The organism is Geomonas oryzae, from assembly GCF_004117875.1.
Classification (GTDB): Bacteria; Desulfobacterota; Desulfuromonadia; order Geobacterales; family Geobacteraceae; genus Geomonas; species Geomonas oryzae.
This window is the reverse complement of the sequence record NZ_RAHW01000013.1, coordinates 1-26,178: the sequence shown is the minus strand read 5'-3', so window position 1 is coordinate 26,178 and position 26,178 is coordinate 1. Positions and strand designations below refer to the sequence as shown.

Annotated in this window: 40 protein-coding genes; all 40 read left to right on the top strand. The window is 58.8% G+C overall.

Annotated features, from left to right (window positions below):
• A partial coding sequence (locus D6Z24_RS21430) for an EF-Tu C-terminal domain-related protein (protein WP_456237292.1) occupies positions 1 to 185 on the top strand: 185 nt, incomplete at its 5' end.
• 111 nt (positions 186 to 296) lie between these two features.
• Positions 297 to 605: a 30S ribosomal protein S10 gene (gene rpsJ, locus D6Z24_RS21425; protein ID WP_012529365.1), complete on the top strand. Its 309-nt coding sequence runs from the start codon at positions 297 to 299 to the stop codon at positions 603 to 605.
• A 21-nt stretch (positions 606 to 626) separates the two neighbouring features.
• Positions 627 to 1,262 carry a 50S ribosomal protein L3 gene (gene rplC, locus D6Z24_RS21420; RefSeq protein WP_129128543.1) on the top strand — a complete coding sequence of 212 codons (636 nt, stop codon included), beginning with the start codon at positions 627 to 629 and terminating at the stop codon, positions 1,260 to 1,262.
• Between the two features lie 18 nt (positions 1,263 to 1,280).
• Positions 1,281 to 1,904, top strand: coding sequence for a 50S ribosomal protein L4 (gene rplD / locus D6Z24_RS21415; RefSeq protein ID WP_129128542.1), 624 nt, complete (start codon positions 1,281 to 1,283; stop codon positions 1,902 to 1,904).
• A complete protein-coding gene (locus D6Z24_RS21410) occupies positions 1,901 to 2,185 on the top strand; it encodes a 50S ribosomal protein L23 (RefSeq protein ID WP_129128541.1) in 285 nt (94 codons plus the stop codon). Before rplD ends, D6Z24_RS21410 begins: the two co-directional genes overlap by 4 nt.
• Positions 2,186 to 2,207: 22 nt before the next feature.
• Positions 2,208 to 3,032 carry a 50S ribosomal protein L2 gene (gene rplB / locus D6Z24_RS21405; protein WP_129128540.1) on the top strand — a complete coding sequence of 275 codons (825 nt, stop codon included), beginning with the start codon at positions 2,208 to 2,210 and terminating at the stop codon, positions 3,030 to 3,032.
• Positions 3,033 to 3,058: 26 nt separating this feature from the next.
• Positions 3,059 to 3,340, top strand: coding sequence for a 30S ribosomal protein S19 (gene rpsS, locus D6Z24_RS21400; protein WP_129128539.1), 282 nt, complete (start codon positions 3,059 to 3,061; stop codon positions 3,338 to 3,340).
• Between the two features lie 20 nt (positions 3,341 to 3,360).
• Positions 3,361 to 3,696, top strand: a complete 336-nt coding sequence (rplV, locus tag D6Z24_RS21395; RefSeq protein WP_012529371.1) for a 50S ribosomal protein L22 — start codon at positions 3,361 to 3,363, stop codon at positions 3,694 to 3,696.
• 21 nt (positions 3,697 to 3,717) lie between these two features.
• A complete protein-coding gene (gene rpsC / locus D6Z24_RS21390) occupies positions 3,718 to 4,353 on the top strand; it encodes a 30S ribosomal protein S3 (protein WP_012529372.1) in 636 nt (211 codons plus the stop codon).
• Between the two features lie 18 nt (positions 4,354 to 4,371).
• Positions 4,372 to 4,794 (top strand): 50S ribosomal protein L16, encoded by a 423-nt coding sequence (rplP, locus tag D6Z24_RS21385; RefSeq protein WP_129128538.1) that lies wholly within the window; start codon positions 4,372 to 4,374, stop codon positions 4,792 to 4,794.
• Complete coding sequence (rpmC, locus tag D6Z24_RS21380) at positions 4,784 to 4,972, top strand: 50S ribosomal protein L29 (RefSeq protein WP_129128537.1); 189 nt, start codon at positions 4,784 to 4,786, stop codon at positions 4,970 to 4,972. Before rplP ends, rpmC begins: the two co-directional genes overlap by 11 nt.
• A gap of 9 nt (positions 4,973 to 4,981) precedes the next feature.
• Entirely contained in the window at positions 4,982 to 5,239 is a 258-nt protein-coding gene (gene rpsQ, locus D6Z24_RS21375; RefSeq protein ID WP_129128536.1) for a 30S ribosomal protein S17, read from the top strand.
• 21 nt (positions 5,240 to 5,260) lie between these two features.
• A complete protein-coding gene (rplN, locus tag D6Z24_RS21370; RefSeq protein WP_129128535.1) occupies positions 5,261 to 5,629 on the top strand; it encodes a 50S ribosomal protein L14 in 369 nt (122 codons plus the stop codon).
• A 22-nt stretch (positions 5,630 to 5,651) separates the two neighbouring features.
• On the top strand, positions 5,652 to 5,978 hold the full coding sequence (rplX, locus tag D6Z24_RS21365) for a 50S ribosomal protein L24 (protein ID WP_129128534.1): 327 nt from the start codon (positions 5,652 to 5,654) through the stop codon (positions 5,976 to 5,978).
• Between the two features lie 14 nt (positions 5,979 to 5,992).
• Positions 5,993 to 6,532 carry a 50S ribosomal protein L5 gene (rplE, locus tag D6Z24_RS21360; protein ID WP_129128533.1) on the top strand — a complete coding sequence of 180 codons (540 nt, stop codon included), beginning with the start codon at positions 5,993 to 5,995 and terminating at the stop codon, positions 6,530 to 6,532.
• Between the two features lie 20 nt (positions 6,533 to 6,552).
• Entirely contained in the window at positions 6,553 to 6,735 is a 183-nt protein-coding gene (locus D6Z24_RS21355) for a type Z 30S ribosomal protein S14 (RefSeq protein WP_129128532.1), read from the top strand.
• A 35-nt stretch (positions 6,736 to 6,770) separates the two neighbouring features.
• A complete protein-coding gene (gene rpsH / locus D6Z24_RS21350) occupies positions 6,771 to 7,169 on the top strand; it encodes a 30S ribosomal protein S8 (RefSeq protein ID WP_129128531.1) in 399 nt (132 codons plus the stop codon).
• 24 nt (positions 7,170 to 7,193) lie between these two features.
• Positions 7,194 to 7,733, top strand: coding sequence for a 50S ribosomal protein L6 (rplF, locus tag D6Z24_RS21345; protein ID WP_129128530.1), 540 nt, complete (start codon positions 7,194 to 7,196; stop codon positions 7,731 to 7,733).
• Between the two features lie 20 nt (positions 7,734 to 7,753).
• Complete coding sequence (rplR, locus tag D6Z24_RS21340; RefSeq protein ID WP_129128529.1) at positions 7,754 to 8,122, top strand: 50S ribosomal protein L18; 369 nt, start codon at positions 7,754 to 7,756, stop codon at positions 8,120 to 8,122.
• 21 nt (positions 8,123 to 8,143) lie between these two features.
• Complete coding sequence (gene rpsE, locus D6Z24_RS21335; protein WP_129128528.1) at positions 8,144 to 8,632, top strand: 30S ribosomal protein S5; 489 nt, start codon at positions 8,144 to 8,146, stop codon at positions 8,630 to 8,632.
• Positions 8,633 to 8,649: 17 nt separating this feature from the next.
• On the top strand, positions 8,650 to 8,826 hold the full coding sequence (gene rpmD, locus D6Z24_RS21330; protein WP_129128527.1) for a 50S ribosomal protein L30: 177 nt from the start codon (positions 8,650 to 8,652) through the stop codon (positions 8,824 to 8,826).
• A gap of 21 nt (positions 8,827 to 8,847) precedes the next feature.
• Positions 8,848 to 9,288, top strand: a complete 441-nt coding sequence (gene rplO, locus D6Z24_RS21325) for a 50S ribosomal protein L15 (protein WP_129128526.1) — start codon at positions 8,848 to 8,850, stop codon at positions 9,286 to 9,288.
• Positions 9,289 to 9,290: 2 nt separating this feature from the next.
• A complete protein-coding gene (gene secY, locus D6Z24_RS21320; protein WP_129128525.1) occupies positions 9,291 to 10,598 on the top strand; it encodes a preprotein translocase subunit SecY in 1,308 nt (435 codons plus the stop codon).
• 9 nt (positions 10,599 to 10,607) lie between these two features.
• Positions 10,608 to 11,258 carry an adenylate kinase gene (locus tag D6Z24_RS21315; protein WP_129128524.1) on the top strand — a complete coding sequence of 217 codons (651 nt, stop codon included), beginning with the start codon at positions 10,608 to 10,610 and terminating at the stop codon, positions 11,256 to 11,258.
• Positions 11,255 to 12,001, top strand: coding sequence for a type I methionyl aminopeptidase (gene map / locus D6Z24_RS21310; RefSeq protein WP_129128523.1), 747 nt, complete (start codon positions 11,255 to 11,257; stop codon positions 11,999 to 12,001). The genes D6Z24_RS21315 and map overlap by 4 nt, the downstream gene beginning before the upstream one ends.
• A gap of 38 nt (positions 12,002 to 12,039) precedes the next feature.
• Positions 12,040 to 12,153, top strand: a complete 114-nt coding sequence (rpmJ, locus tag D6Z24_RS21305; RefSeq protein WP_012529389.1) for a 50S ribosomal protein L36 — start codon at positions 12,040 to 12,042, stop codon at positions 12,151 to 12,153.
• A 15-nt stretch (positions 12,154 to 12,168) separates the two neighbouring features.
• A complete protein-coding gene (rpsM, locus tag D6Z24_RS21300; protein ID WP_129128522.1) occupies positions 12,169 to 12,537 on the top strand; it encodes a 30S ribosomal protein S13 in 369 nt (122 codons plus the stop codon).
• A 15-nt stretch (positions 12,538 to 12,552) separates the two neighbouring features.
• Entirely contained in the window at positions 12,553 to 12,948 is a 396-nt protein-coding gene (rpsK, locus tag D6Z24_RS21295; RefSeq protein ID WP_129128521.1) for a 30S ribosomal protein S11, read from the top strand.
• A gap of 59 nt (positions 12,949 to 13,007) precedes the next feature.
• Positions 13,008 to 13,634 carry a 30S ribosomal protein S4 gene (rpsD, locus tag D6Z24_RS21290; protein ID WP_129128520.1) on the top strand — a complete coding sequence of 209 codons (627 nt, stop codon included), beginning with the start codon at positions 13,008 to 13,010 and terminating at the stop codon, positions 13,632 to 13,634.
• 33 nt (positions 13,635 to 13,667) lie between these two features.
• The gene (locus D6Z24_RS21285; RefSeq protein ID WP_129128519.1) at positions 13,668 to 14,687 is read left to right on the top strand and encodes a DNA-directed RNA polymerase subunit alpha; all 1,020 of its coding nucleotides are present in this window, start codon (positions 13,668 to 13,670) and stop codon (positions 14,685 to 14,687) included.
• 42 nt (positions 14,688 to 14,729) lie between these two features.
• Positions 14,730 to 15,236, top strand: a complete 507-nt coding sequence (gene rplQ / locus D6Z24_RS21280; RefSeq protein WP_129128518.1) for a 50S ribosomal protein L17 — start codon at positions 14,730 to 14,732, stop codon at positions 15,234 to 15,236.
• Positions 15,237 to 15,362: 126 nt separating this feature from the next.
• On the top strand, positions 15,363 to 18,896 hold the full coding sequence (gene smc, locus D6Z24_RS21275; RefSeq protein ID WP_129128517.1) for a chromosome segregation protein SMC: 3,534 nt from the start codon (positions 15,363 to 15,365) through the stop codon (positions 18,894 to 18,896).
• Positions 18,897 to 18,999: 103 nt separating this feature from the next.
• On the top strand, positions 19,000 to 19,359 hold the full coding sequence (locus D6Z24_RS21270; RefSeq protein ID WP_129128516.1) for a roadblock/LC7 domain-containing protein: 360 nt from the start codon (positions 19,000 to 19,002) through the stop codon (positions 19,357 to 19,359).
• Positions 19,359 to 20,546: a signal recognition particle-docking protein FtsY gene (gene ftsY, locus D6Z24_RS21265; RefSeq protein WP_129128515.1), complete on the top strand. Its 1,188-nt coding sequence runs from the start codon at positions 19,359 to 19,361 to the stop codon at positions 20,544 to 20,546. Before D6Z24_RS21270 ends, ftsY begins: the two co-directional genes overlap by 1 nt.
• Before the next feature lie 55 nt (positions 20,547 to 20,601).
• Entirely contained in the window at positions 20,602 to 20,778 is a 177-nt protein-coding gene (locus D6Z24_RS21260) for a cell division protein ZapB (protein ID WP_129128514.1), read from the top strand.
• 4 nt (positions 20,779 to 20,782) lie between these two features.
• Positions 20,783 to 21,061 (top strand): cell division protein ZapA, encoded by a 279-nt coding sequence (locus tag D6Z24_RS21255; protein ID WP_129128513.1) that lies wholly within the window; start codon positions 20,783 to 20,785, stop codon positions 21,059 to 21,061.
• Positions 21,062 to 21,384: 323 nt separating this feature from the next.
• The gene (locus D6Z24_RS21250) at positions 21,385 to 21,966 is read left to right on the top strand and encodes a 5-formyltetrahydrofolate cyclo-ligase (protein ID WP_129128512.1); all 582 of its coding nucleotides are present in this window, start codon (positions 21,385 to 21,387) and stop codon (positions 21,964 to 21,966) included.
• A 2-nt stretch (positions 21,967 to 21,968) separates the two neighbouring features.
• The gene (gene rny / locus D6Z24_RS21245; protein ID WP_129128544.1) at positions 21,969 to 23,564 is read left to right on the top strand and encodes a ribonuclease Y; all 1,596 of its coding nucleotides are present in this window, start codon (positions 21,969 to 21,971) and stop codon (positions 23,562 to 23,564) included.
• Positions 23,554 to 24,342 carry a TIGR00282 family metallophosphoesterase gene (locus tag D6Z24_RS21240; protein WP_129128511.1) on the top strand — a complete coding sequence of 263 codons (789 nt, stop codon included), beginning with the start codon at positions 23,554 to 23,556 and terminating at the stop codon, positions 24,340 to 24,342. Before rny ends, D6Z24_RS21240 begins: the two co-directional genes overlap by 11 nt.
• 102 nt (positions 24,343 to 24,444) lie before the next feature.
• Complete coding sequence (gene tyrS, locus D6Z24_RS21235) at positions 24,445 to 25,656, top strand: tyrosine--tRNA ligase (protein WP_129128510.1); 1,212 nt, start codon at positions 24,445 to 24,447, stop codon at positions 25,654 to 25,656.
• Positions 25,657 to 26,178: the final 522 nt, after the last annotated feature.

Genomic DNA, 26,178 nt, shown 5'->3' with positions numbered 1-26,178 from the left:
GGACCACCGACGTTACCGGCGTGGTTGACCTCGAAGCCGGCGTCGAGATGGTTATGCCGGGCGACAACGTCTCGGTTACCGTCAACCTGATCACCCCGATCGCAATGGACGAAGGTCTGCGCTTCGCTATCCGCGAAGGCGGCCGTACCGTCGGTGCAGGGGTCGTTGCCTCCATCATCGAGTAAGAATAGAAAAACATACGGTTTTCAGGTCCGGGTTTCCGGGCGGGCACGCGAGTGTCCCTCCCGGAAATCACCGGCTGTAAACTGAAAAACTTGTTTCATCACGAGGAAGAGATGCCTAGTCAGAAAATTAGAATCCGCTTGAAAGCATACGACCACAAGCTCCTTGATACTTCCGTTGGCGAGATCGTCGACACCGCTAAGAGGACCGGCGCACGCGTTGCCGGCCCGATTCCGCTGCCGACCGTCATCAACAAGTACTGCGTGCTGCGTGGACCGCACGTCGACAAGAAGTCGCGCGAGCAGTTCGAAATCAGGACCCACAAGCGCCTGATCGATATTCTCGAGCCGACTCAGCAGACTGTCGACGCTCTGATGAAACTCGACCTCTCCGCTGGTGTGGACGTCGAGATCAAGCTTTAATACAAGGATAGGAAGTCGACCATGAATAAGGGATTGATTGGGAAAAAACTGGGCATGACCCAGATATTTGCCGAGGACGGCAGGCGCATCGCCGTGACCGTCGTCGAGGCTGGGCCGTGCGTCGTCCTGCAGAAGAAGACCGTTGAGAAGGACGGCTACAGCGCCATCCAGGTCGGATTCGGCGCGAAGGACGCCTCCAAGGCCAACGCGGCCCAGGTAGGCCACTGCAAGGGCGCCGGCGCGGGCGTGTTCACCACCTACCGCGAACTGCGCATGGACGATACCAGCGCCTACAACGTGGGCGACGTGATCGAAGCCGGCGTGTTCGAAGAGGGCGACCTGGTCGACGTGACCGGCACCTCCATCGGTAAGGGTTTTGCCGGCGTCATCAAGCGCTGGGGCTTCAAAGGCGGTCGGTCGAGCCACGGCTCCCGCTTCCACCGCGCCCCGGGCTCCATCGGCTGCTCCGCTACCCCTTCCAGGGTTTTCAAGAACAAGAAGATGCCGGGCCAGCTCGGTAACGAGAAGGTGACCGTGCAGCGCCTGAAAGTTGTGCGCGTGGACGCTGCTGACAATCTGATTCTGCTCGGTGGAGCGATCCCCGGTTCCGCCAACGGCGTTGTCCTGATCAAGGACTCCGTCAAGGCGACGAGATAACGGGGGCTGGAGATAGACATGGCAAAGTTAGACGTATTTGACATCAAAAAAGCAAAGGTCGGTGAGATCGAAGTCTCCGACGCCGTCTTCAACGACGACGTGCGCGAGTACCTGATCCACGAGGCCGTCAAGATCCAGCTCGCTAACCGCAGGCAGGGCACCGTTGCCGTCAAGAACCGCGCCGCGGTTTCCGGCTCCGGCAAGAAGCCGTTCAAGCAGAAGGGTACCGGCCAGGCTCGTCAGGGCTGCAGCCGCGCTCCCCAGTACCCCGGCGGCGGCGTGGCCTTCGGCCCGCAGCCGAAGACATACAGCCTCTCCATGAACAAGAAGGCTAGGAAGGCTGCTCTCAGAAGCGCACTTTCCATGCTCTATAAGAAAGAGGCGATCACTGTTCTGAATAACTTTGAGCTTCCCGCCATCAAGACAAAGGCATTTGTCGAGGTACTAAATGCTTTTAACCTTGACAAGACGCTCGTTATCACAGATACTGCGAATCTTACTTTGGAGCTCTCCGCTCGCAATGTGAAAAACGTCAAAGTGCTGGGTCCCGAAGGTCTCAATATTTTCGACATCATGAAATACCAGAGCGTCGTCTTTACCGAGGCCGCCGTTCGTCGTGTTGAAGGAGCATTACAGTCATGAACATCTATGACGTCATAAAGAAACCGCTCATCACTGAGAAGACCACGGTGGAGAAAGACGACAAGAACGTCATCGCCTTCGTGGTGAACGGCGCCGCCAACAAGATCGAGATCAAGGCCGCCGTCGAGCAGCTCTTCAACGCGCAGGTCGCCGCCGTGAACACCGTCAACGTGGCCGGCAAGACCAAGCGCACCGTGAGGGGCATCGGCAAGCGTTCCAACTGGAAGAAAGCGTACGTGACCCTGAAAGAGGGCTCCAACGTCGACTTCTTCGAAGCATAAAAACTCTGTGGGGATTTAGATAATGGCTATCAAAACTTACAAACCTACTTCTCCGGGTAGAAGGGCGCAGACCTGCTCGACCTTCGAGGAGATCACTGCCTGCAAGCCTGAGAAGTCTCTTGTTGAGAACCTCAAGAAAAGCGGCGGCAGAAACTCGAACGGTCGCGTCACTTCCAGGAACGTCGGCGGCGGTCACAAGCAGAAGTACCGCATCATCGACTTCCGTCGTGACAAAACCGACATCCCGGCAAAGGTTGCCAGCATCGAGTACGATCCGTGCCGCAGCGCGCGCATCGCACTCCTCAACTACGCCGACGGCGAGAAGCGCTACATCCTGGCTCCGCTCTCCCTGAAAGTGGGTGACACCGTTATCTCCAGCGAGCAGGCCGACATCAAGCCGGGCAACACGCTCCCTATCAGGTGCATCCCGCTGGGTACCATCATCCACAACATCGAGCTGAAGATCGGCAAGGGCGCCCAGTTGGCCCGTTCCGCCGGGACCTTCGCGCAGCTCATGTCCAAGGAAGGAAAGTACGCCCAGGTCAAGCTCCCCTCTTCGGAAGTCCGCATGATCCTCATGGACTGCAAGGCGACCATCGGCCAGGTGGGCAACGTGGACCACGAGAACGTCTCCATCGGCAAGGCAGGTCGCTCCCGCTGGCTCGGCGTACGTCCCCACGTAAGGGGCGTCGCGATGAACCCGGTCGACCACCCGCACGGCGGTGGCGAGGGCAGGACCTCCGGTGGTCGTCACCCGGTAACCCCGTGGGGTATCCCCACCAAGGGCTACAAGACGCGCACCAACAAGCGGTCCACGGCCTTCATCGTGAAGAAGCGCAGCAAATAACTCATCTGGATAGAGGATTTTAAAAGATGGCAAGATCTATAAAGAAGGGGCCTTTCGTTGACGCGCATCTCGAAGCGAAAGCCCAGGCAGAACAGGCCGGCAGCAAGAAAGTGATCAAGACCTGGTCGCGTCGTTCGACCATCACCCCGGATTTCATCGGGCTCACTTTCGCGGTGCACAACGGCAAGAAGTTCATCCCTGTGTTCGTCACTGAGAACATGGTCGGCCACAAGATGGGCGAGTTCTCACCTACCAGAACCTTCTACGGCCACGCTGCTGACAAGAAGAGCAAGCTCAAGAAGAAGTAAGGTCCTAAAGGAGTTTTGTAATGGAATCATCCGCTAAATTATCCTCTGTCCGCCTCTCCCCGAGGAAAACACGCCTGGTCGTGGACCTCGTCAGGGGCAAGGGCATTCAGACTGCGCTGAACACCCTGCGCTTTTCGCCGCAACCGTCGGCGAAGCTTATCTCGAAGCTGCTCTCCTCGGCTGTAGCCAACGCCGAGCAGAAGGGCTGCTCCGATGTGGACAAGCTCTTCGTCAAGACGATTTTCGTCGATGGCGGCGCAGTACTTAAGCGCTTCACCCCCCGCGCCATGGGCCGGGCTAGCAAGATCAGAAAACCGACGAGCCACATTACCGTGGTCCTTGCGGAAAAGAAATAAGAACGGGTCGGAGGTGATGTTTTGGGTCAGAAAGTAAATCCTATCGGGTTCAGGCTCGGGGTTATTAAAACCTGGGATTCCAAATGGTACGCAGAAAAAGATTATGCAAAGCTTCTTCACGAAGATCTGAAGCTGCGCAACTTCCTTAAGAAAAGGCTGTATCATTCCGGCGTCTCCAAGATCGAGATAGAGCGCGCTGCGGGCAAGGCGAAGATCAACATCTTCACCGCTCGTCCGGGCCTCATCATCGGTAAGAAGGGCTCCGAGGTCGAGACCCTGAAGAAGGAGCTGGCCAAGCTCACCGACAAAGAGGTCTACCTTAACATACAGGAAGTCAGGAAGCCGGAGCTGGACGCACAGCTTGTGGCCGAGAACGTGGCCATGCAGCTCGAGCGCCGCATCGCCTTCAGGCGTGCCATGAAAAAGAGCGTGACTTCCACGCTCAAGTTCGGCGCCAAGGGGATCAGGATCACCTGCTCCGGTCGCCTGGGTGGGGCAGAGATGTCGAGGACCGAATGGTACCGTGAGGGCCGGGTGCCGCTGCACACGCTGCGCGCGGACATCGATTACGGTTTCGCTGAGGCGAAGACCACCTACGGTATCATCGGCGTAAAAGTGCTCCTCTTCAAGGGTGAAGTGCTCTCCGCTAAAAAATAGGAACAGGAGTTTTTTGCGATGTTAATGCCCAAGAAAGTTAAGCATAGAAAACAGATGAAGGGTCGCATGACCGGGACCCCGCAGCGCGGCGTTGAGCTCGCGTTCGGCGAGTTCGGTCTGCAGGCTACCGAGTGCGGCTGGCTGGATTCCCGCCAGATCGAGGCCGCCCGTATCGCCATGACCCGCTACATCAAGAGGGGTGGCAAGATCTGGATCCGTATCTTCCCGGACAAGCCGCTCACCGCGAAACCCGCCGAAACCCGTATGGGTAAGGGGAAAGGCTCCCCGGACTCGTGGGTCTGCGTCATCAAGCCCGGCCGTGTCCTCTACGAGATGGAGGGGGTCAGCGAGGAAGTGGCGCGCGAGGCATTCAGGCTTGCGGCGCACAAGCTCCCCGTAGCCACCAAGTACATTACGAGGGCGGAAATCAATGAAGGCTAACGAACTGAAAAACGCGACGGCAGCAGAACTCGAGACCAAGAGCGCCGAGCTTACCAAAGAACTCTTCAACGTGAAGTTTCAGCTTCACACCGGGCGTCTGGAAAACACCGCCAAGGTGTCCAACATCAAGAAGGACATCGCCCGCGTGAAGACCATACTCCGCGAAAAGAGAGGCTAAGAGATAGATATGAGCGAAAGAGGCAACAGGAAAACTCAGATCGGCGTGGTCGTCTCGGACAAGATGGACAAGACCGCAGTAGTCAAGGTCGACCGTCTGGTGAAGCACCCCGTCTACAACAAGTACATCAAGCGCTCCGCCAAGTACAAGGCGCACGATATCGACAACGCCGCCAAGATCGGCGACCGTGTCCTCATCGTGGAAACCCGTCCGCTGTCCAAGGACAAGCGCTGGAAGATCAGACAGATTATCGAGTCCAAGGCTTAAGGGCTCGCCGGGAGTTAAACAATGATTCAGATGCAGACCATATTGGACGTGGCGGACAACTCCGGCGCGAAGAAGCTCTTTTGCATTAAAGTGCTTGGCGGTTCCAAGCGCCGTTACGCCGGGATTGGCGACATCATCGTCGCTTCCGTGAAGGAAGCACTCCCCAATTCGAAGGTGAAAAAGGGTGACGTGGTGAAGGCCGTCGTGGTGCGTACCGCCAAGGCCGTTGGGCGCCCGGACGGCTCCTACATCCGTTTCGACACCAACTCCGGCGTGGTCATCAACAACGCCAAGGAGCCTGTCGGCACTCGTATCTTCGGGCCGGTCGCCAGGGAACTTCGCGCCAAGAAGTTCATGAAGATCATATCCCTCGCCCCCGAGGTACTTTAAGACTAGATCCTGGAGAATAGAGATGCTGGGCAAAAAATTACATGTAAAGAAAAACGATACCGTCGTGATCACTGCGGGCAAGGATCGTTCCAAGAGCGGCAAGGTGCTCTCCATCGCGCCCAAGAAGGACGGCGTGATCGTCGAGGGGATCAACGTGGTCAAGCGCCACGTGAAGCCGCGCGGTTCCGAGCAGGGGGGGATCCTCGAGAAAGAGGCTCCGGTGCACATCTCCAATGTGATGCTGCTCTGCCCGAAGTGCAACAAGGCGGTAAGGACCAGGACCACCGTTCTGGAAGACGGTAAAAAGGCGCGCTGCTGTGTCAAATGCGGCGAGTCCTTTGATAAATAGTTTTGGAGGATTCAATGGCACGGCTGGCTGAGCTTTACAATAAAGAGATGGTCCCGCAACTGATGAAGGACCATAACTACAATAACATCATGGAAGTCCCCAAGCTCGTGAAGATCGTCCTGAACATGGGCCTCGGCGAAGCGATCCAGAACGTCAAGATTCTGGATTCCGCAGCCGACGAGCTGGCGGCCATCGCCGGCCAGAAGCCCGTGATCACCAAGGCGAAGAAGTCCATCGCGGGCTTCAAGCTGCGTCAGGGCATGCCGATCGGCTGCGCGGTGACGCTGCGTCGCGAGAAAATGTACGAGTTCCTCGACCGCCTGGTAAGCGTTTCGCTGCCGCGCGTACGTGACTTCAAGGGGATCTCCGGCAAGGGCTTCGACGGCAAGGGCAACTACTCCCTTGGCATCAAGGAGCATCTGATCTTCCCCGAGATCGATTACGACAAGGTCGACAAGATCAAGGGTCTCAACATCACGATCGTGACCACGGCAAAGACCGACGCTGAGGGCAAGGCGCTTCTCAAGCTCATGGGCCTGCCGTTCAGGAACTAATACAGGTTTGGAGGAATTCCGTGGCTAAGACATCTATGATCATAAAAGCTTCGAGGGCCAAGTACAAAGTGCGCGAGCGTAATCGCTGCACCGTCTGCGGTCGCCCGAGAGCTTACTACCGGAAATTTGAAATGTGCAGGATCTGCTTGAGGAAGTTCTCGAACTCCGGCCAGATTCCCGGTGTTATCAAGTCCAGTTGGTAAAAAGATTCCGCTTTAGGAAAGAGGAGTAGTTTCATATGTGCATGACAGATCCAGTTGCCGACATGCTGACCAGAATCAGGAACGCTGGTATGGCAAAACACCAGAAAGTTGACATCCCTTCGTCGAACCTCAAGGTGAGCCTCGCGACGGTGCTTCGCGCCGAGGGTTTCATCAAGAACTTCAAGGTTATCGCCGACAACAAGCAGGGGATTCTGCGTATATACCTCAAGTTCATCGATGAGAAGGAACCGGTCATCAACGAGATCAAGAGGATCAGCAAGCCCGGCGGCAGGGTCTATGTCCACTCCGACAAGATCAAGCAGGTGAAAAACGGACTGGGCGTTGCCATCCTTTCGACTTCCAAAGGGCTGGTAACCGACAAGACCGCTCGCGAGCTGAACATCGGCGGCGAGATCCTTTGCACGGTCTGGTAGTCATTTCGCTTTAAGGAGCTTTGCATGTCTAGAATAGGAAAACTTCCCATCGCGATCCCTGCGGGGGTGAAAGTCATATACAACGCGCCGGAGATCAAGGTAGAGGGCCCGAAAGGGAAGCTCGCCCGCGTGCTCGGCGGCGGCGTTACCGTCGACGTGACCGATAAGGCCGTCACCGTTACGCGTAACGACGACACCATCAAGTCCCGCTCGGCTCACGGTCTGACCAGGACCCTGATCAACAACATGGTCTTGGGTGTCTCCAAGGGCTTCGAGTCCCTCCTCGAGATCAACGGCGTCGGTTACCGTGCCGAGGTGAAGGGCAACGTGCTCAACCTGGCGCTCGGCTACTCTCATCCGATCAACTTCGAACTCCCGGCCGGGATCACCGTCGAAGTCGAGAAGATGACCAAGGTCAAGGTGATGGGGATCGACAAGGAGCTTGTAGGCCAGACCGCCGCCAAGATCCGCGACTTCCGTGGTCCCGAGCCCTACAAGGGCAAGGGCATCAAGTACGCTGACGAAACCATTCTCAGAAAAGCCGGCAAAACCGGTAAAAAATAGCATTAGCAAGGAGAAGTGCCTTGAGTTCTTTAGCCCAAAAACAGGTAGCTCGCCTGAAAAGACAGACCAGGGTCAGGAAGAAAATCACCGGTTCGCCGGAGCGTCCGAGACTGAACGTCTTCAAGAGTGCACGTCACATATACGCCCAGCTGATCGACGACACCACCGGCGCGACGCTCGCCTCCGCCTCCACCCTGGTGGGCGAGGTAGCCGAAGGGCTTTCGTACACCGGCAACATCGAGGCCGCCACCAAGGTTGGCGCCGCCATCGCCAAGAAGGCTCTGGAGAAGGACATCAAAGCGGTCGTCTTCGACCGTAACGGTTTCCTTTACCACGGTAGGATCAAAGCTCTGGCTGAGGCCGCACGCGAAAACGGTCTGTCCTTCTAGGGCAGGTAAGGAGGAATGAGTTTGCTTAAGATCAATGCCAGTGAAATGAATCTTACCGATAGGGTTGTCCATATCAGCCGTGTTGCCAAAGTCGTCAAGGGTGGCCGCAGGTTCAGCTTCTCCGCCCTCGTGGTGGTAGGCGACGGCAACGGCGTGGTGGGCTACGGCCTGGGCAAGGCCAACGAGGTCCCCGAGGCGATCCGCAAGGGCGTCGAGCAGGCCAAGAAGAACCTGATCAAGGTCCCCATCGTGGCCGGCCAGACCATCCCGTTTGAAGTGCTCGGTCACTTCGGCGCCGGGAAGGTGCTCATGATGCCCGCATCCCCGGGTACCGGCGTCATCGCCGGCGGTGCTGCCCGCGCGGTCTTCGAGTCCGCAGGCCTGCACAACATCCTCGCCAAGTGCCTGGGCTCCAACAACCCGCACAACGTGGTCAAGGCCGCTTTCGCGGGCCTGGGCCAGCTGAAGACTGCGGAAGAGCTGATGGCGCGCCGCGGCATCACCGAATAGTACTTAAGGAGCTGAACATGTCTGAACTGAAGGTTACGCTCGTCAAGAGCGCCATCGGTCAATCCGAGAAAATGAAGGGCCGCCTGCTCGGCATGGGGCTCACCAAGCGTGAGAAGACCGTGGTCCTGAAGGATACCCCGGAGATCCGTGGGATGATCGCCAAGGTCGCCCACATGGTACGCGTCGAAGAGTAATTCCCCCTAAAGGTGACAATCATGCAATTGAATACCATCAAACCGGCCATCGGGTCGACCAAGAATAGAAAGCGCATCGGCAGGGGCACCGGCTCCGGCCACGGCAAGACCGCGACCAAGGGTCACAAGGGGCAGAAGGCGCGCTCCGGCGGCTCCGTGAAGCCCGGCTTCGAAGGCGGCCAGATGCCGATGCACAGAAGGCTCCCCAAGCGCGGCTTCACTCCGCTCACCAAGAAGGTCTACGCGCTGGTCAACCTCTGCCAGCTCGAGATTTTCGAGGCGGGCAGCGTGGTGGACGCCGAGGCGCTTCAGAAGAGCGGCATCATCAACGAGATCTGCGACGGCATCAAGGTGCTGGCAACCGGTGACCTGACCCGCGCTCTGACCATCAAGGCTCACAAATTCAGCGCATCTGCACGTGAAAAAATCACTGCGGCAGGCGGTACCGTCGAGGAGATCTAGTCTTGATAGAAGCCTTCCAGAACATTTTCAAGATCCCCGAGCTTAAAAAGAAGGTTTTGTTTTCCCTGATGATGCTGGCCGTCTACCGGGTAGGGTGTCACATCCCTACTCCGGGTATTGACGCCTTGGCGCTCTCGCAGTTCTTCAAGGCTGCGCAGGGCACGTTGCTCGGTATGTTCGACATGTTTTCTGGCGGGGCTCTCGAGAAGCTGACCGTCTTCGCCCTCGGCATCATGCCGTACATCTCCTCCTCCATCATCTTCCAGCTTCTCACCGTCGTGGTCCCGGCCATCGAGAAGCTCTCGAAGGAAGGGGATGCCGGCAGGAAGAAGATCATCCAGTACACCCGTTACGGCACCGTGGTGCTGTCGGTGGTGCAGTCCTTCGGTATCTCCATCGGCCTTGAGGCGATGCGCGGTCCGGCGGGCGAACTGGTCGTTCCGAACCCGGGTTGGGCTTTCCGTCTGATGACCGTGATCACGCTGACCGCAGGCACCGCCTTCATCATGTGGATGGGCGAGCAGATGTCCGAGAAGGGGATCGGTAACGGCATCTCCCTGATCATCTTCGCCGGCATCGTGGCGCGTATCCCGAACGCCATCGGCAACAGCTTCCGCCTGATCAAGACCGGCGAGCTTTCCCTGTTTGTGCTGATCCTCGTGATCGCCGTGATGTTTCTGGTCATCGCAGCCGTCGTCTTCATGGAGCGCGGCCAGCGCAGGATCCCGATTCACTACGCGAAGCGCGTGGTAGGTCTCAAGACCGTCGGCGCCCAGAGTTCGCACCTGCCGCTCAAGGTGAACATGGCCGGCGTCATCCCGCCGATCTTCGCATCGTCGATCATCATGTTCCCGGCAACGGTGGGCAACTTCATCGACGTTCCCTGGGTGCAGGCCGCCTCCAAGCAGCTGGCCCCCGGAAAGTTGCTCTACGAGATTTTATTTGTTGCCTTTATCGTCTTTTTTTGCTATTTCTACACGGCTGTGACTTTCAACCCGGTTGATGTCGCCGACAACGTCAAGAAGCAGGGCGGTTACGTGCCCGGGATCCGTCCCGGCAAAGAGACCTCCGACTTCCTCGACGCGGTGCTCACCAAGCTGACCTTTGCGGGTGCGATTTACATCTCCGCAGTCTGTGTGCTCCCTTCGATCCTGATCGGGAAATTCAACCTTCCCTTCTATTTCGGCGGCACCTCGCTGCTGATCGCGGTCGGTGTCGGTATGGACACACTGGCTCAGATCGAGGCGCACCTCATCACGCGCAGCTACGAAGGGTTCATGAAAGGCGTTCGCATTCAGGGTAGAAAATAGGAGGCCCCGATGAACCTCATCCTCCTTGGACCCCCGGGCGTAGGCAAGGGGACCCAGGCGAAACTCCTCATAGACAGGTTCGGCATCCCGCAGATATCCACCGGCGATATACTGCGGGCTGCCGTTAAGGACCTCACCCCGATGGGTGTGAAGGCCAAGGGCTTCATGGACGCGGGTGCCCTGGTTCCCGACGAGGTCGTGATCGGCATCGTCGAGGAGCGCCTCGCGCAGCAGGACTGCCAGAAAGGTTTCATCCTCGACGGCTTCCCGCGCACCGTGCCCCAGGCCGACGCCCTCGGCAAGGTTCTCTCCGGCATGGGCAAGCAGATCGACCACGTCGTCTCGCTTTCCGTGAACAAGGACGAGCTCCTGAAGCGTCTCACCGGCAGGCGTGCCTGCTCCAAGTGCGGCGCCGGCTACCATGTCGACTTCGCACCTTCCAAGGTTGCAGGCATCTGCGATGCATGCGGTGGAGATCTCTTCCAGCGCGAGGACGACAAAGAGGCGACCATTCTGAACCGTCTCGCCGTTTACGAGGCGCAGACCGCTCCGCTCATCTCTTACTACGGCGCGGCCGGGCTGCTTCGCTCGGTCGACGGTCTCGGCACCGTCGAAGGCGTGCAGACGGAGATCATCGCGGTACTGCAGGGCGCACGGTGATAGTACTCAAATCCAGGGCCGAAATCGAGAAGATGGCCGCCGCGGGCAGGATGGTGGCGGAGATTCTTGCCGGCCTTAGGGAGATGGTGGCACCGGGCGTCACCCTGGCCCAACTTGACGCTTACGCGGAGAGGGAAACGCTGAAGAGGAAGGCGAAGCCTGCCTTCAAGGGTTACAGCGGCTTCCCCTTTTCGCTTTGTTGCTCCGTGAACGAGCAGGTGGTACACGGCTTCGCCACGCAGCGCACCCTGGTCTCCGGGGATATCGTAAGCCTCGATTTCGGCGTGCTCTACAACGGCTTCTACGGTGACTCGGCCATCACGGTTCCCGTAGGCGAAATCTCCCAGGCCGCCGCAAAGCTGATCAAGGCGACCGAAGAGTCGCTCTACCGCGCCATCGACGTAGCCGATACGGCGCACCGGCTCTCGGACATAGCCCACGCGGTGCAGTCCTGGGTCGAGCCGCGGGGCTTCTCGGTGGTCCGGGACTTCGTCGGCCACGGTATCGGGAAAGAACTGCACGAGGGACCTCAGATACCCAACTTCGGTCAGCCGGGGAAGGGACCCAAGCTGAAAAGCGGCATGGTCCTCGCCATCGAGCCGATGATCAACGAGAAGGGATACGAGGTCAGGGTGCTCGAGGATGGCTGGACCGCGGTGACCGCCGACGGAGGCCTCTCGGCCCACTTCGAGCACACGGTGGCAATTACGGACAACGGTCCGCAGATACTTACGAAAATCTAGACATAGATTGGGAAAACGTCTTCAAAAGGAAGTGAACTATGAAGGTTCGGGCATCGGTTAAGAAGATCTGTGTAAAGTGCAAGATTGTCAAGCGCAAGGGCATAGTCCGCGTTATCTGCGAGACCCCCAAGCATTCACAGAGACAGGGCTAATAGGAGGAGCGGGCATTGGCACGTATCGCAGGGGTAGATTTACCCAGAAATAAGAGAATAGAGATCGCACTCACCTACATCTACGGCATCGGCAGATCTCTTTCCCAGGAAATTCTCACCGCAACCGGGATCGACATGAACACCCGTTGCGACAACCTGACCGAGGCGGAAGTCTCCAAGATCAGGGATTACATCGACAAGAACGTGAAAGTCGAGGGCGACCTGCGCCGCGACATTTCCATGAGCATAAAGCGTCTGATGGATCTCGGCTGCTACCGCGGCCTCCGTCACAGGAAAGGTCTTCCCTGCCGCGGGCAGCGTACCAAGACCAATGCACGCACCAGGAAAGGGCCGGCTCGTACGGTCGCTGGCAAGAAGAAATAAGATTCTGGAGGGATAATGGCGAGCCCGGCAAAGAAGGTCGTTAAGAAGAAGAAAGAGAAAAAGAATATACCCACCGGCGTGGCCCACATTCAGGCTACGTTCAACAATACCATGATCACCATCACCGACCCGGTCGGTAACGTGGTGGCCTGGTGCACCTCCGGTGCCAAGGGTTTCAAGGGCTCCAGGAAGAGCACCCCGTTCGCAGCCCAGATGGCTGCTGAGGACGCGGCTAAGAAGGCCATGGAGCACGGCATGCGCTCCATCGAGGTGTACGTGAAGGGTCCCGGCTCCGGCCGCGAGTCCGCGCTGCGCGCGCTGCAGGCTGCCGGTTTCTCCGTCAGCTTCATCCGCGACGTAACGCCGATTCCGCACAACGGCTGCCGTCCCCCGAAGAGAAGAAGGGTCTAGGCCCGTTTTCACGGACCTGGAGTCACAGAACTATCAGTTAGGATCATAGGAGGTCTTCATTGGCTAGGTATACAGGGCCCTCATGCAGGTTGTGCAGGCGCGAAGGATCGGAACTTTTTCTGAAGGGTGAGCGTTGCTACACCGACAAGTGCGCCATCAAGAGAAGGAGCTATCCCCCGGGGCAGCACGGTCAGGGTCGCATCAAAGTTTCCGATTACGGTGTTCAGCTGCGCGAAAAACAGAAGGTGCGTCGTATCTACGGCATCCTCGAGAACCAGTTCCGCGGGTACTTCGAGACCGCAGACCGGATGAAGGGCGTGACCGGCGAAAACCTCCTCTTCCTTCTGGAGAGAAGGCTCGATAACGTCGTCTACCGTCTCGGCTTCGCCACCTCCCGTGACGAGGCGCGCCAGCTGGTGCGTCACAGCCACTTCACCCTGAACGGGCGCAAAGCGAACATCCCGTCCATCCAGGTGAAAGCCGGCGACGTGATTCAGCTCCGCGAGAAGAGCCGCAAGATCACGGTGATCAACGAGTCCCTCGAAGGCGTAGTGCGCAGGGGCATCCCGCAGTGGCTCGAGCTCGACAAGGATGCCTTCAAAGGCACCATCAAGGCTCTGCCGGTCCGCGAGGACATCACCATGCCGATTCAGGAGCAGTTGATCGTCGAACTCTACTCCAAGTAAAGGCTGACCAACAACCGATACAGGGGGATCTAAATGTATAGAAATTGGCGCGATCTGATCAGGCCGAAGAAGCTTCAGGTTGAGACAGAATCGCTGACTAATACATACGGCAAGTTCTACGCCGAACCTTTCGAAAGGGGGTTCGGTACCACCCTCGGAACGGGGCTGCGTAGGGTCCTCATCTCCAGCCTGCAGGGGGCGGCCATCGTCTCCGTAAAGGCAAAGGGCGTATTGCACGAATTCTCCGCTGTCCCGGGTGTGACCGAGGACATGACGGACATCATCCTCAACCTGAAAGGGGTGCGCCTCAAGGTGCACGGCAACGAGTCCCGGATGATCCGGATCGTGCAGAAGGGTGAAGGGGTGGTCAAGGCGAAGGATATCATCACCGACAACAACGTCGAGATCCTGAACCCGGAACATCACATCGCAACCTGCTCCAAGGACGCCAACCTGGAGATGGACCTCATGGTGAAAGTCGGCAAGGGTTATGTCCCGGCTGACCGCAACCGTGACGAGAAGGCACCGGTCGGGACCATTCCGATCGATGCGATCTTCTCCCCGATTCACAAGGTGAACTTCACCGTCACCAACGCTCGCGTGGGTCAGATCACCGACTACGACAAGCTTACTATCGAAGTCTGGACCGACGGCAGCGTGAAACCGCAGGACGCGGTGGCCTACGCTTCCAAGATCCTCAAGGACCAGCTTTCCATCTTCATCAACTTCGATGAGGACGTGGAGCCCCAGGAGGAGGCGGAGCCGGAAGAGGAGCGCGAGCGCTTCAACGAGAACCTCTATCGCTCGGTAGACGAGCTGGAGCTCTCGGTTCGCTCCGCGAACTGCCTGAAGAACGCTGGCATCAAGCTGATCGGCGAACTGGTCTCCAGGACCGAGGCCGAGATGCTGAAGACCCAGAACTTCGGCAGGAAATCGCTGAACGAAATCAAGGACATCCTCGTAGACATGGGTCTCACCCTCGGCATGAAACTGGAGAACTTCCCGGATCCCGAGATCATGAGGCGCCTGCGCGGGGAACAGAAAGAAGAATAGTCCGTACGACTTCATTTATAGATCGAAAGGAAGTGAAAAGATATGCGTCACAACAGCGCGGGTAGAAGATTTGGTAGGACCACAAGCCACAGGATCGCTATGTTCAGGAACATGGTGACTTCCTTTCTCCAGCACGAAAAGATCACCACGACCGATGCCAAGGCGAAAGAGCTCCGCTCCATCGCCGAGAAGATGATCACCCTGGGCAAGAGGGGCGACCTTCACGCCACCAGGCAGGCAGCGGCCTACATCCGCGACAAGAAAGTCGTGACCAAGCTTTTCACCGAGATCGCGCCGCGTTACGCCGAGCGTCCGGGTGGCTACACCAGGATCATCAAGCTCGGCATCCGCCCGGGCGATACCGCTCCGGTGTCCGTCATCGAGCTCGTTGAAGCCGAGATGACCCCGAAGAAGGCTGCCAAGCCGGCTCCGGCCGCCAAGGCTCCGAAGGCTGCCAAGGCCGCCAAGGCTGCTCCGGTTGCCGAAGAGGCTCCCGCAGTTGAAGAAGCTCCGGTGGCAGAGGCTGCTGAAGAGAAGACCGAAGCCTAGGTCTGCTACGAACGAACGAAAAAGGGACATGGGAAACCATGTCCCTTTTTGCATTTCCCGTAAGCCGCACTCCCCTCCATCTTCCCCTTTACATTAAAACCCCCTCTCTGATAAGATGCGCAGCTCATGAAGATCAAAAGACTAGAAATCCACGGATTCAAATCCTTTCAAGATAAGGTCGTTCTGGACTTCAACCAGCCCATCACCGGCGTGGTAGGTCCCAACGGCTGCGGCAAGTCCAACGTCGTCGATGCGATCCGCTGGGTCATGGGGGAGCAGTCCGCCAAGAACCTGCGCGGCAAGTCGATGGAGGACATCATCTTCAACGGCACCGAGTTCAGGAAACCGCTCGGGATGGCCGAAGTCTCCCTGTTTTTCTCCACCGAGGACGGTCGCGTCCCGGCGAAATACCTCAACTTCTCCGAGATACAGGTCACCCGCAGGCTCTACCGCGACGGCGAGAGCGACTACCTGCTGAACAAGACCCCGTGCAGGCTGCTCGACATCGCCGAGCTGTTCATGGACACCGGCATCGGCGCCAAGGCGTACTCGATCATCGAGCAGGGGAAGATCGGCATGATCCTCCACGCCAAGCCGGAGGAGCGCCGCTTCCTGATCGAGGAGGCCGCGGGCGTCACCAAGTTCAAGGCGCGCAAGGTCGTCGCCATGAAGAAGATGGAGGCCACGCGCCAGAACCTTTTGCGCATCGGCGACATCATCTCCGAAATCAAACGCCAGATGAACGGCCTGCAGCGCCAGGCCAAGAAGGCGGAGCGTTTCCGCGAGGTGAGGCAGGAGCTGAAGGAAATCGAGCTTCTCTTCGCCGCCAAGGGGTACGCGACGGTCGAGAGGGACAAGAGCACGCTCGAGCGCGAGATCGCCGAGCTCGAGTCGAAGCTCGTCGACGTCACGGCAAAACTCAACGATGCGGAGCTTTCCGTCGAGCAAAAGCGTCTCGCCCTCCTGGAGACGGAACGGGAGCTGACCGCCGCCCAGGAAGAGATCTTCCGCTGGAAGAGTGAACTGCAGGGAGGGGAGAACCGTCTCGAGTTCCAGCGCAAGGAACTGGTGAACCTCGAGCGCCACGGCGCGCGTTTCGAGGAAGAGCTCCAGGGACTGCGCGACCAGTTGGCGGGTTCGGAGCGCGAGATCGGCACACTGCAGGCCCAGCGCGTCTCGCTGCAGGAGGAGTTGACTAGGGAAAGCGAGGCGCTCGAATACCGCGAATCGCTTCTCGAGGAGATGGCCGCCGGGGAGGCGGGGGTGACCCGCGAACTGGATGAGGCGCGGCGCGCCATGTTCGCCGCTCTCTCCGAAGGAGCCCAGGCCACCAACCAGCACGGCGCCGCACAGAAACGGCTCGCCGGACTCGCCGAGCGGCTGCAGGCGAGCCAACGGGAGCGTATCCTGCTCGGGGAACGCCTGGCCGAAGCGAGCGGCAAGGTCGATGCGCTGAAACAGGAACGCGAGCAGCTCGCCCGCGAGAAGGCGCTGGCCGACGAAGAGCTCGCCATGGCGGGAAGCCGCGAGGCCGAGCTGAAGCAGGCCCAGGAGGCCGGTGACAGACTGCTCCAGCAGCGCCGGGACGAGTTCTCCAGCGCCGCTTCGCGCCTCAAGTCGTTGCAGGAGTTGGAGGCACAGTTCGCCGGTTACGGACAAGGGGTGCGCAACCTCCTTCTCGCCGAGCCTTTCAAGAACGCCCCCCTCACCATGATCGCGGACGCTCTCGAAGTGGAGGAGGAATTCGAGGTGGCCCTCGAGGCGGTTCTCGGTGAGCGCCTGCAGTATCTGCTGTGCGACTCGCCCACCACCGCTTTGGACGCCGTCGCGCACCTGAAGGGGAGCTCGGGCGGCCGTTGCAGCTTCGTGACGGCACCCCCGTGGCGTCATCAGGTCAAGGACCTCCCAGCGGAGGCGGCGCCGCTATGGGAGCGGGTAACCGTTCCGACCCAGTACGCCCACCTGGTCGAGCCGCTTCTTGCCGGCGCCTATCTCGCCCGGGACCTGGGACACGCCCTGGAGCTCGCCGCCTCTTACCCGACCTCAACCTTCGTTACCCTGGACGGTGACCTGGCCCACGGCGGCGGTATCGTCAACGGCGGCTCCGCCGAGCCGGCCCAGCAGGGGATCATCCACAAGAAAAGGGAGATCAAGGCCCTGGGAGCCGAGGTGGAGCGTCTCGAGGCCGAGGTTCGTGATCTTTCCGCGGCACGCGAGAAGCGAAAAGGCGAGATAGCCGACGCTGAGGCGCACCGCGTCGAGCTGCGCCAGACCTTGCACCGCCTGGATATCAGGATCATCAATGCCGACAAGGATCTGCAGACGGTGCTCGCCGAATGCCACAGGATCGAGGAGAACGGCGCGGTTCGCGAGGCAGAGGAAGATCAGCTCGCGGAGGAAAAGGACCTCGTGGCCGCGGAGATGGCGCAGGCCGATGCGAAACGGGCCCAAGCCGACGAGCGCAAGGGGGCACTTGAGAGCACGGTGGCCGCGCTGCAGGCCCGCCTCGAGGGTTCCCGCTTCGAGATGGAGGAAGCGCGCGAGATGGTCACCTCGATGAAGGTGCGCGTGGCCGCTCTCAGGGAGAAGGGGGACTCGACCGAGCGCGCCTTGCGGCGCGTGGAAGGTCTCTGCGCCGATCTCACCAATCGCATCGCCTCCCGGACCCGTGAACTGGAAGGTTCCGGCGACGAGCGCACCCGACTTCTTTCCGCGATAGCCGAAGGGGAAGAGGCGCTGCGTGCGGTGGTAAAGCAGCAGCTTGCCAGCGAGCAGGCACTGCTACAGGTGAAGGACCGTTACGAGGCCGAAGCGGCGAAAGTCCAGGAGGAGGAAACGCTCCTGAAGGGGGTGCGCGCCGACAGCGTTGCGGTTCGGGAGCAACTGAACGCGAGGAGCCTGCGCCTGACTGAGGTCAGCATGAGGCTTGCCCATCTTGAGGAGACCCTCAAGGAAAAGCACCGCATGGAGATCGCCGATGCGCTTTTGGGCTACGCCAAGGTCGAGTGGGACGAGGCGGAGAGTGGCAAACGGCAGGCAGAGCTGCAAAAAACCATCAACGACATGGGCGAGGTCAACCTCATGGCGATCGAGGAATTCAAGGAGATGGAGGAGCGCTTCTCCTTCCTCTCCACGCAGAAGGACGACCTCGAGGAGTCGATGAACGCGCTGCAGAAGGCTATCCAGCGGATCAACCGCACCACGAGGAAGCGTTTCCTTGAGACGTTCCAGTTGGTGAACGAGAAGTTCCAGCAGATCTTCCCGAGGCTTTTCTGCGGCGGCCACGCCGAATTGCGTCTTACCGACGAAGAGGACCTGCTGAATACCGGCCTGGAGATCGTCGTGCAGCCGCCGGGCAAGAAACTGCAGAACGTCTCCCTTCTTTCCGGCGGAGAGAAGGCGCTCACCGCGGTTGCCCTCATCTTCTCGATCTTCTTGATCAAGCCCTCGCCGTTCTGCCTGCTTGACGAAGTCGACGCTCCGCTCGACGACGCCAACATCGGCAGGTTCAACGACATGGTGCGAGAGATGAGCGCCAACTCCCAGTTCATCATCATCACCCACAACCGCGCCACCATGGCCGTAGCCGATACCCTGTACGGCGTCACCATGGAAGAGCCCGGCGTGTCGAAGCTGGTCTCGGTTCGCTTGAACCGCTAGGAGCGGCGGCACCCAGGCCGATTGCAGGTTGCAGGTTGCAGGTCCGACTGGTCCGACTTTGCGCAGTCGGCCAGCACAATATTGTTTGCAGTAGGAGCTTGACGTGCCCTTCAAGAGACTGTTGACTACATTGGTTGAAGCCGTGCCGGGGGCGAGTGGCGCCATCCTGGCCGACTGGGAGGGGGAAGCCGTCGAGCAGTTCACCCACGGCGACCCGTTCGAGATCAAGGTTACCGCCGCCCACTGGGGGATCATGCTTGCCCAGTTGAAGGATGTGCACCAAAAACACGATGCCGGGTCCATAAAAGAGGGCGTGATCAGCACGGACGAACAGCACGTCATCGTGGGGAGCATCGGCGACGACTATGCCCTGGTGATGACCCTGCAGCGCAACGCGCTGCCGCTCCTGGCTCTGAGGAAGTTCCGGGAGACCGCGCAGCTTTTGCATAAGGAGATTTATTAATGGCCGAGGAAAACAAAGGCTTTTTCAAAGGTCTTTTCAAGAAGCTCGGGATGGGGGGCGCCGAGGAGGCTCCTCCGACCGTTGAGGAAAAGCAGGCCGAGGAGCTCGATCAAACGGAAGCGGCTCCTAAAGAGCCTGTTTCCGTACCTGAACTTGCGGCAGAACCGACTCGCGTCGACGCCGTGGCGCCCGCTCCTTCCGCGCCGCGGCAGGTCTGGACCGAACCGGTGGCTCCGGCTCCCGTTCCGGAACCCGAACCGACCGAGCAGGCCAAACCAAGCTTCTTCGATCGCCTAAAGCGCAGCCTCAGCAAGACCCACGAAAGCATCATCGGCCGCGTCGATACCCTGTTGATGGGGCGGAAAGAGATCGACACGGACACCCTCGAGGAACTCGAGGAGATCCTGATCACTGCCGATCTTGGTGTGAAAACCACCGTCGACCTCATCCGCACCCTCGAACAGCGCCTAAAGCGCGCCGAGCTCCAGGACGGCGCCGCTTTGAAGCGGGCCCTCAAGGACGAGATCCAGCTGAGGCTCATGGAACACCACGCCCCCCTGGTCGTCACGGACAAGAAGCCGTTCGTCATCATGGTCATCGGCGTGAACGGCGTGGGCAAGACCACCACCATCGGCAAGCTTGCCGCTCGCTACGCTGGTGAAGGGAAGAAAGTCCTCCTCGCCGCGGCAGACACCTTCCGCGCCGCCGCCGCCGAACAGCTGGAGACATGGGCGAAACGGGTCGGGGCGGACATCGTGCGCCATAAGGAAGGAGCCGATCCTTCCGCCGTGGTGTTCGACGCCTGCAAGGCCGCCATCGCGCGCGGCACCGATGTCCTCATCATCGACACCGCCGGCCGCATGCACACAAAGGTCAACCTGATGGAGGAGATGAAGAAGATTCGCCGGGTGCTCACCCGCGAGATTCCAGACGGTCCGCATGAAACGCTACTCGTTCTGGACGCTGCGACGGGGCAGAACGCGCTCTCACAGGCGAAGCTTTTCAAGGAGGCTGCGGACGTCTCCGGCGTGGTCCTTACCAAGCTTGACGGGAGTGCCAAAGGGGGCATCGTGGTGGCGGTAAGTAATGAATACGCCCTTCCCATCAGATTCATTGGTGTTGGCGAGTCGGTGGAAGACCTTCGCGCCTTTGATCCGGTCCAGTTCGTAGAGGCTCTTTTCCAATAATTGCCTTGACTTTTGAGTACTTGTCGCCTAAGATTTCCCCGCAAAAGGTGAAATAATGAGTGATGACTTGTTTAATGAGCTTGAGAAGCGCGTGGTTTCTCTAATTAACGTTGTCGATGAGTTGAAGCTCGAGAACGTGAGGCTCAAAAACGAGAACGACCGACTCGCTGCAGAGAAGGTCGGACTCAAATCGCGGATTGACGCGATACTCAAGAAGTTGGAAGGGGTCTGACGACTTGGTCGCCACACACAGCATCAGGGTTCTGGGGAGGGATCTCCAGGTAAAGAGCGTCGCGACACCCGAGCATGTGGCGCAGGTCGAGGCTCTGGTAAACCAGAAGCTGGCGGAGGCGGAGGGTGCAGTCCCCGGCGGCGATACCCAGATGGTAGTGATTCTTGCCTTGATGAACCTGGCCGAATCCTGCCTCAGCGCACAGAAAGATTTGGCAGAAGAGCGGCGTGTCTGCGGTGAGCGGATCGCCGGGCTCATTGAACGGTTGGACCGGCAGTTTTAGAGTTTCAGGTCTCTTGCGGGAGATTCAACATATAGCTGATTGGGTTGTACGGTTGCAAAGCTTTGCCAGAACCTGCGTGGAGGAGACGGTCTTTTTCACGTTTGCTGATAGTAGCCTAAAGACGTTAAGCAGCATGTCCTGGGGTTAATGGCTGCATTTACATAAAGTTCAAATTTGGCGCTTCATTTGAACGCGGCCCACTCTATCAAAACCTGTCAACGCAGCACCTGCTACATCCACTCGCATTCTCCCTCCAAGAGCATCTGTCATCACGGACGTCTAGCCGTCCACCAGTCTGTTTCGCTACGCCTTTTTGGAACCTTATGCCTAAACGCGCCCACAGAGCTGCAGTGCTCGCGCGGCGCCGGGAGCTGACAGCATCGCAGGTAGTCAGCCTGAGCCTGGCCCTGCAGCGGCGCTTTCTCGAGCTTCCCGAGTATCGGTCGGCTCGTGAGGTGGTGCTATATGCACCGATCCAGGGCGAAGTCGGCACGGCCGAGGTCGCCGCAGCTGCCCTTTCCGCAGGGAAGAAGCTGCTTTACCCGGCGGTAGTCGGCGATGATCTTAAGTTCTGTCGAGTCACGGCTCTGACCGAGCTGAAGCCCGGCCGCTTCGGCATTCTTGAGCCGGACGGTCCCGGGTGTGATCCGGCGGGTGCCGATCTGGTGGTGGTTCCGGGAGTTGCCTTCGATATGGAAGGGCGGCGCATCGGTTACGGCAAAGGGTATTACGACAGGTCGCTGCACCGTCTGGAGGGAAGCGGAAAGCTGGTGGCGTTTTGCTACGACTTTCAACTGCTTCAGGAGATAGTCGGCGAACCGCACGATGTGACGATGGATTTGATCGTCACGGAAAGTCGCGTGGTTCGCGTTAATAAACATATACGTGAGGGGGAGCAACAGTGAAAATCGACATAACTATTGCCATATTGCTGGTGCTTATCGCGGCCGCCATCGGCTACGTGATAGGCAACATCCTGCGCAAGCGGCTCTCTGATGCCCTGGTTTCCGACGCGGAGACTCTGGCCGCCAAGATGATCGAGGACGCGAAGCGACAGGCGGACGTCGTGGCCATGGAAGCCGCGGTCCAGGCGAAGGATGTGGTTTACCAGGCTAAGGAAGAGTTGGAGAGGCAGTTCGAGCAGGAGAGCCGTGAGAAGCGCAAGGATCTTCAGGCTCTGGAGAAGAGGCTGCAGCAAAAAGAAGAGAACCTCGATAAAAAGACCAACCTGTTCGACCAGCGCGACGCCGACTTCCTGAAAAGGGAGCAGGGGCTTGCGCAGCGCGAGCAGTCCCTGTCGAACAAGGAGCAGGGACTTACTCAGAAGGAAGAGAAACTCGATGCCCTCGTCGGCGAGCAGAAGGCTAAGCTGGAGCAGATAGCCGGCATGACCGCCGCGGAGGCCAAGAAGTTCCTGATGGACTCCATGGAAGATGAGGCGAAGCTCGACGTTGCCAAGCTGATCAAGGCGATGGAAGAGGAGGCCCGCGAGACCGCGGACAAGAAGGCGAAGGAAGTGCTCGCTCTCGCCATGCAGCGTTACGCCGGCGAATACGTCGCCGAGCGCAGCGTTTCCGTCGTTACCCTCCCCTCGGACGAAATGAAGGGACGCATCATCGGCCGCGAAGGGCGCAACATCAGGGCGCTCGAAGCTGCGACCGGCATCGACCTCATCATCGACGACACCCCCGAGGCGGTCATCCTCTCCGGCTTCAACCCGGTGAGAAGGGAAGTCGCCAAGCTCTCCCTGCAGAAGCTGATCGCGGACGGCCGCATCCATCCGGGCCGCATCGAAGAGGTGGTCGCCAAATCGCAGGAAGAAATCGAGCAGGCCATGAAGGAAGCGGGCGAGCAGGCAGCCTTCGACCTCGGCGTGCACGGCATCCACCCCGAGATCCTGAAACTGATCGGTCGTCTGAAGTACCGCACCTCCTACAGCCAGAACGTCTACCAGCATTCGCTGGAAGTGGCGTTCCTCTGTGGCATCATGGCCGCCGAACTCGGCATCAACGTGAAGCAGGCGAAGAGGGCCGGTCTTCTGCACGACCTCGGCAAGGCGGTCGACCACGAGATCGAAGGTTCCCACGCGGTCATCGGCGCCGACATCGCCAAGAAGTACGGCGAATCGCCGAAGATCGTTCACGCCATCATGGCGCACCATGAAGACGAGAAGCCTTCCACTGTCCTGGCCATTCTGGTCCAGGCCGCCGACGCCCTCTCCGGTGCGCGCCCCGGCGCCCGTCGCGAGATGATGGAGACCTACGTAAAGCGCCTCGACGACCTCGAGAGGATCGCGACTTCCTTCGACGGCGTCGTGACCTCCTTCGCCATCCAGGCCGGCCGCGAGATCCGCGTCATGGTTTCCAGCGACCAGGTAACGGACGACCGCGCACTCGTGCTGGCCAAAGACATTGCCAAGAAGATCGAGACCGAGATGACCTACCCCGGCCAGATCAAGGTCAACGTGATCAGGGAAACCAGGGCAACCGAATATGCCCGTTAAGCTTCTTTTCATAGGTGACGTAATCGGCAAACCCGGGCGCGAAGCGCTCTCCCGCGAGCTGCACCGCATCGTCGACCGGCACATGGTCGACCTGGTGATAGCCAACGGCGAGAACGCCGCCGGCGGCTTCGGTCTCACCGAGGAAACCGCGCAGGATCTCTTCAAGTGCGGCGTTCAGATGATCACCTCGGGCAACCACATCTGGGACAAGAAGGACGCGCTGGAGTACATCAAGCGTGAGGACCGCATAGTGCGCCCGGCGAACTATCCGGAAGGGACCCCGGGCAAGGGGACGACCATCGTCAAGACCCCGGGCGGCGTCAAGGTCGGCATTCTCAATCTCGAGGGGCGGGTCTTTATGAACAACCTCGACTGCCCCTTTCGTTGCGCCGACAAGGAAATCGCCAAGCTGAAGGAAGAGACGCCGATAGTTTTCGTCGATTTCCACGCCGAGGCGACCAGCGAGAAAGTCTCGTTGGGGTGGTACCTGGATGGGCGCGTTGCCGCGGTCATCGGCACCCACACCCACGTGCAGACCGCCGATGAGCGCATCCTGACCGCTGGAACGGCATATATGACCGACGCCGGGATGACCGGATCTTTTGATTCCGTCATCGGCGTGAAGAAGGAAGAAGCGATTCAGAAGTTCGTCACCCAGCGTCCCTCGAAGTTCGAGGTCGCCAAGAAGGACATCCGCATCAACGCGGTGGTCATCGAGGTGGATGAGAAGACGGGTCTTGCACGCAGCATCGAAAGACTGAACATCGCCTGCGGTTAGATAGTAGGAAACCCTCTCTTGAGTACGCAGCCGGCGCGTCCCCTCTCTGAAATCCGGAGGGACAAGGCGAGGGGCTTTTGAAATAACATTGGAGGGAAAGTGATGACCGTTGCAGAGCAAATGGAAGTTATCAAGAGGGGCGCTGTAGAGATTCTGGTGGAGAAGGAGCTCGTTGAGAAGCTCGAGAAATCCGCCAAGACCGGCGTGCCTCTCAAGATCAAGGCCGGTTTTGATCCGACCGCGCCGGACCTGCATCTGGGGCACACCGTGCTTTTGCACAAGATGCGTCAATTCCAGAAGCTCGGCCACGAGGTGTATTTTCTGATCGGCGACTTCACCGGGATGATCGGCGACCCCACCGGCAAGTCCGAGACCAGGAAGGTGCTGACCCGCGAAGACGTCCTGAAGAATGCGGAGACCTATAAAGAGCAGGTCTTCAAGATTCTCGATCCCAAGCTTACCAAGGTTGTATTCAACTCCGAGTGGCTCGGCAAGCTGAACGCTTCCGATATGATCGGCCTCGCTTCCAAGTACACAGTGGCGAGGATGCTGGAGCGCGAGGACTTCAGCAACCGTTTCACCAATCAACTCCCGATCAGCATTCACGAATTCATGTATCCGCTGGTGCAGGGTTACGACTCCGTGGCCCTCAAGGCAGACGTTGAACTTGGCGGTACCGATCAGAAGTTCAACCTCCTCGTCGGACGCGAACTGCAGAGAGAGTGGGGGCAGGCGCCCCAGTGCGTCATCACCATGCCGCTTCTCGAAGGACTCGACGGCGTCAACAAGATGAGCAAGTCGCTGGGCAACTACATCGGTATCAACGAACCAGCCGACGAGATCTATGGGAAGGTGATGTCCACTTCCGACGAGCTGATGGTTCGTTACTACGAACTGCTGAGCGACCTGACCATGGCCGAGTTCGAGCAGTTGAAAGCCGACCTGAAGAGTGGTGCGAAGCACCCGATGGAAGCCAAGAAGCAGCTTGCTAGAGAGATGGTCGCGCGCTACCACGGTGCCGAAGCAGCCCAGCTCGCCGACGACAACTTCGTGAAGCGCTTCAAGAACAATGAGACGCCTGACGAGATGCCCGAGTTCACTCTCAAGCCGGAAGGTGAGAAAGTGCTGCTTTGCAAAGTTCTGGCAGAAGCACAGTTGGTCAAGTCCAACAGTGAAGGCCGTCGTTCCATTCAGGGTGGCGGAGTCAAAGTGAACGGCGAGAAGATCTCTGATGAGAATCTGGAAATTGCCTGTGCCGGTGAGTATGTGATCCAGGTAGGCAAGCGCCGGTTTGCCAAAGTACGTTTCGCTTAAGTTTCAGACGGCAGTGCCGATATAAAGGGGGCGATGCGAAAGCATCGCCCTTTTTACTGACAGCGGTCCTCCACCAGGTCCATCAGGGTGGCGCCATAGCAGTTTGGCCAGCAGTTGCTGTCGGTTAAGCTGCTTGAGAAAAAACTAACAACAAACTCGTTGACGGGCAGGGGAGCATTTGTTATAACCACCCTCCGCTGACGCACGAGACACCTTCGAGTCAGCAGCCGACAAAAAATGCATTGACAGCCGAAACGGCCTTTGCTATAAAGTTGGACTTCGCAGCAACGACGTTCTCTTCAACCGAATATTTGAACCGGCAGTCACCGCGGGAAAGTTGCGGCGGCTGCAAATCTGAGAAAGATTTAAGAAAAGAAAGTCTTGACAGGTTGGAACGGTTCAGGTAGGGTGCTGAGTCTGTCGCAAACGGCGGCTTGGTCTTTGAAAACTAAATAGTAGACGAAACAGTAATGTAGGTTTTTAAGTAAGTCAGTTGTTTCAAACTAGAATCGGATTTTCCGG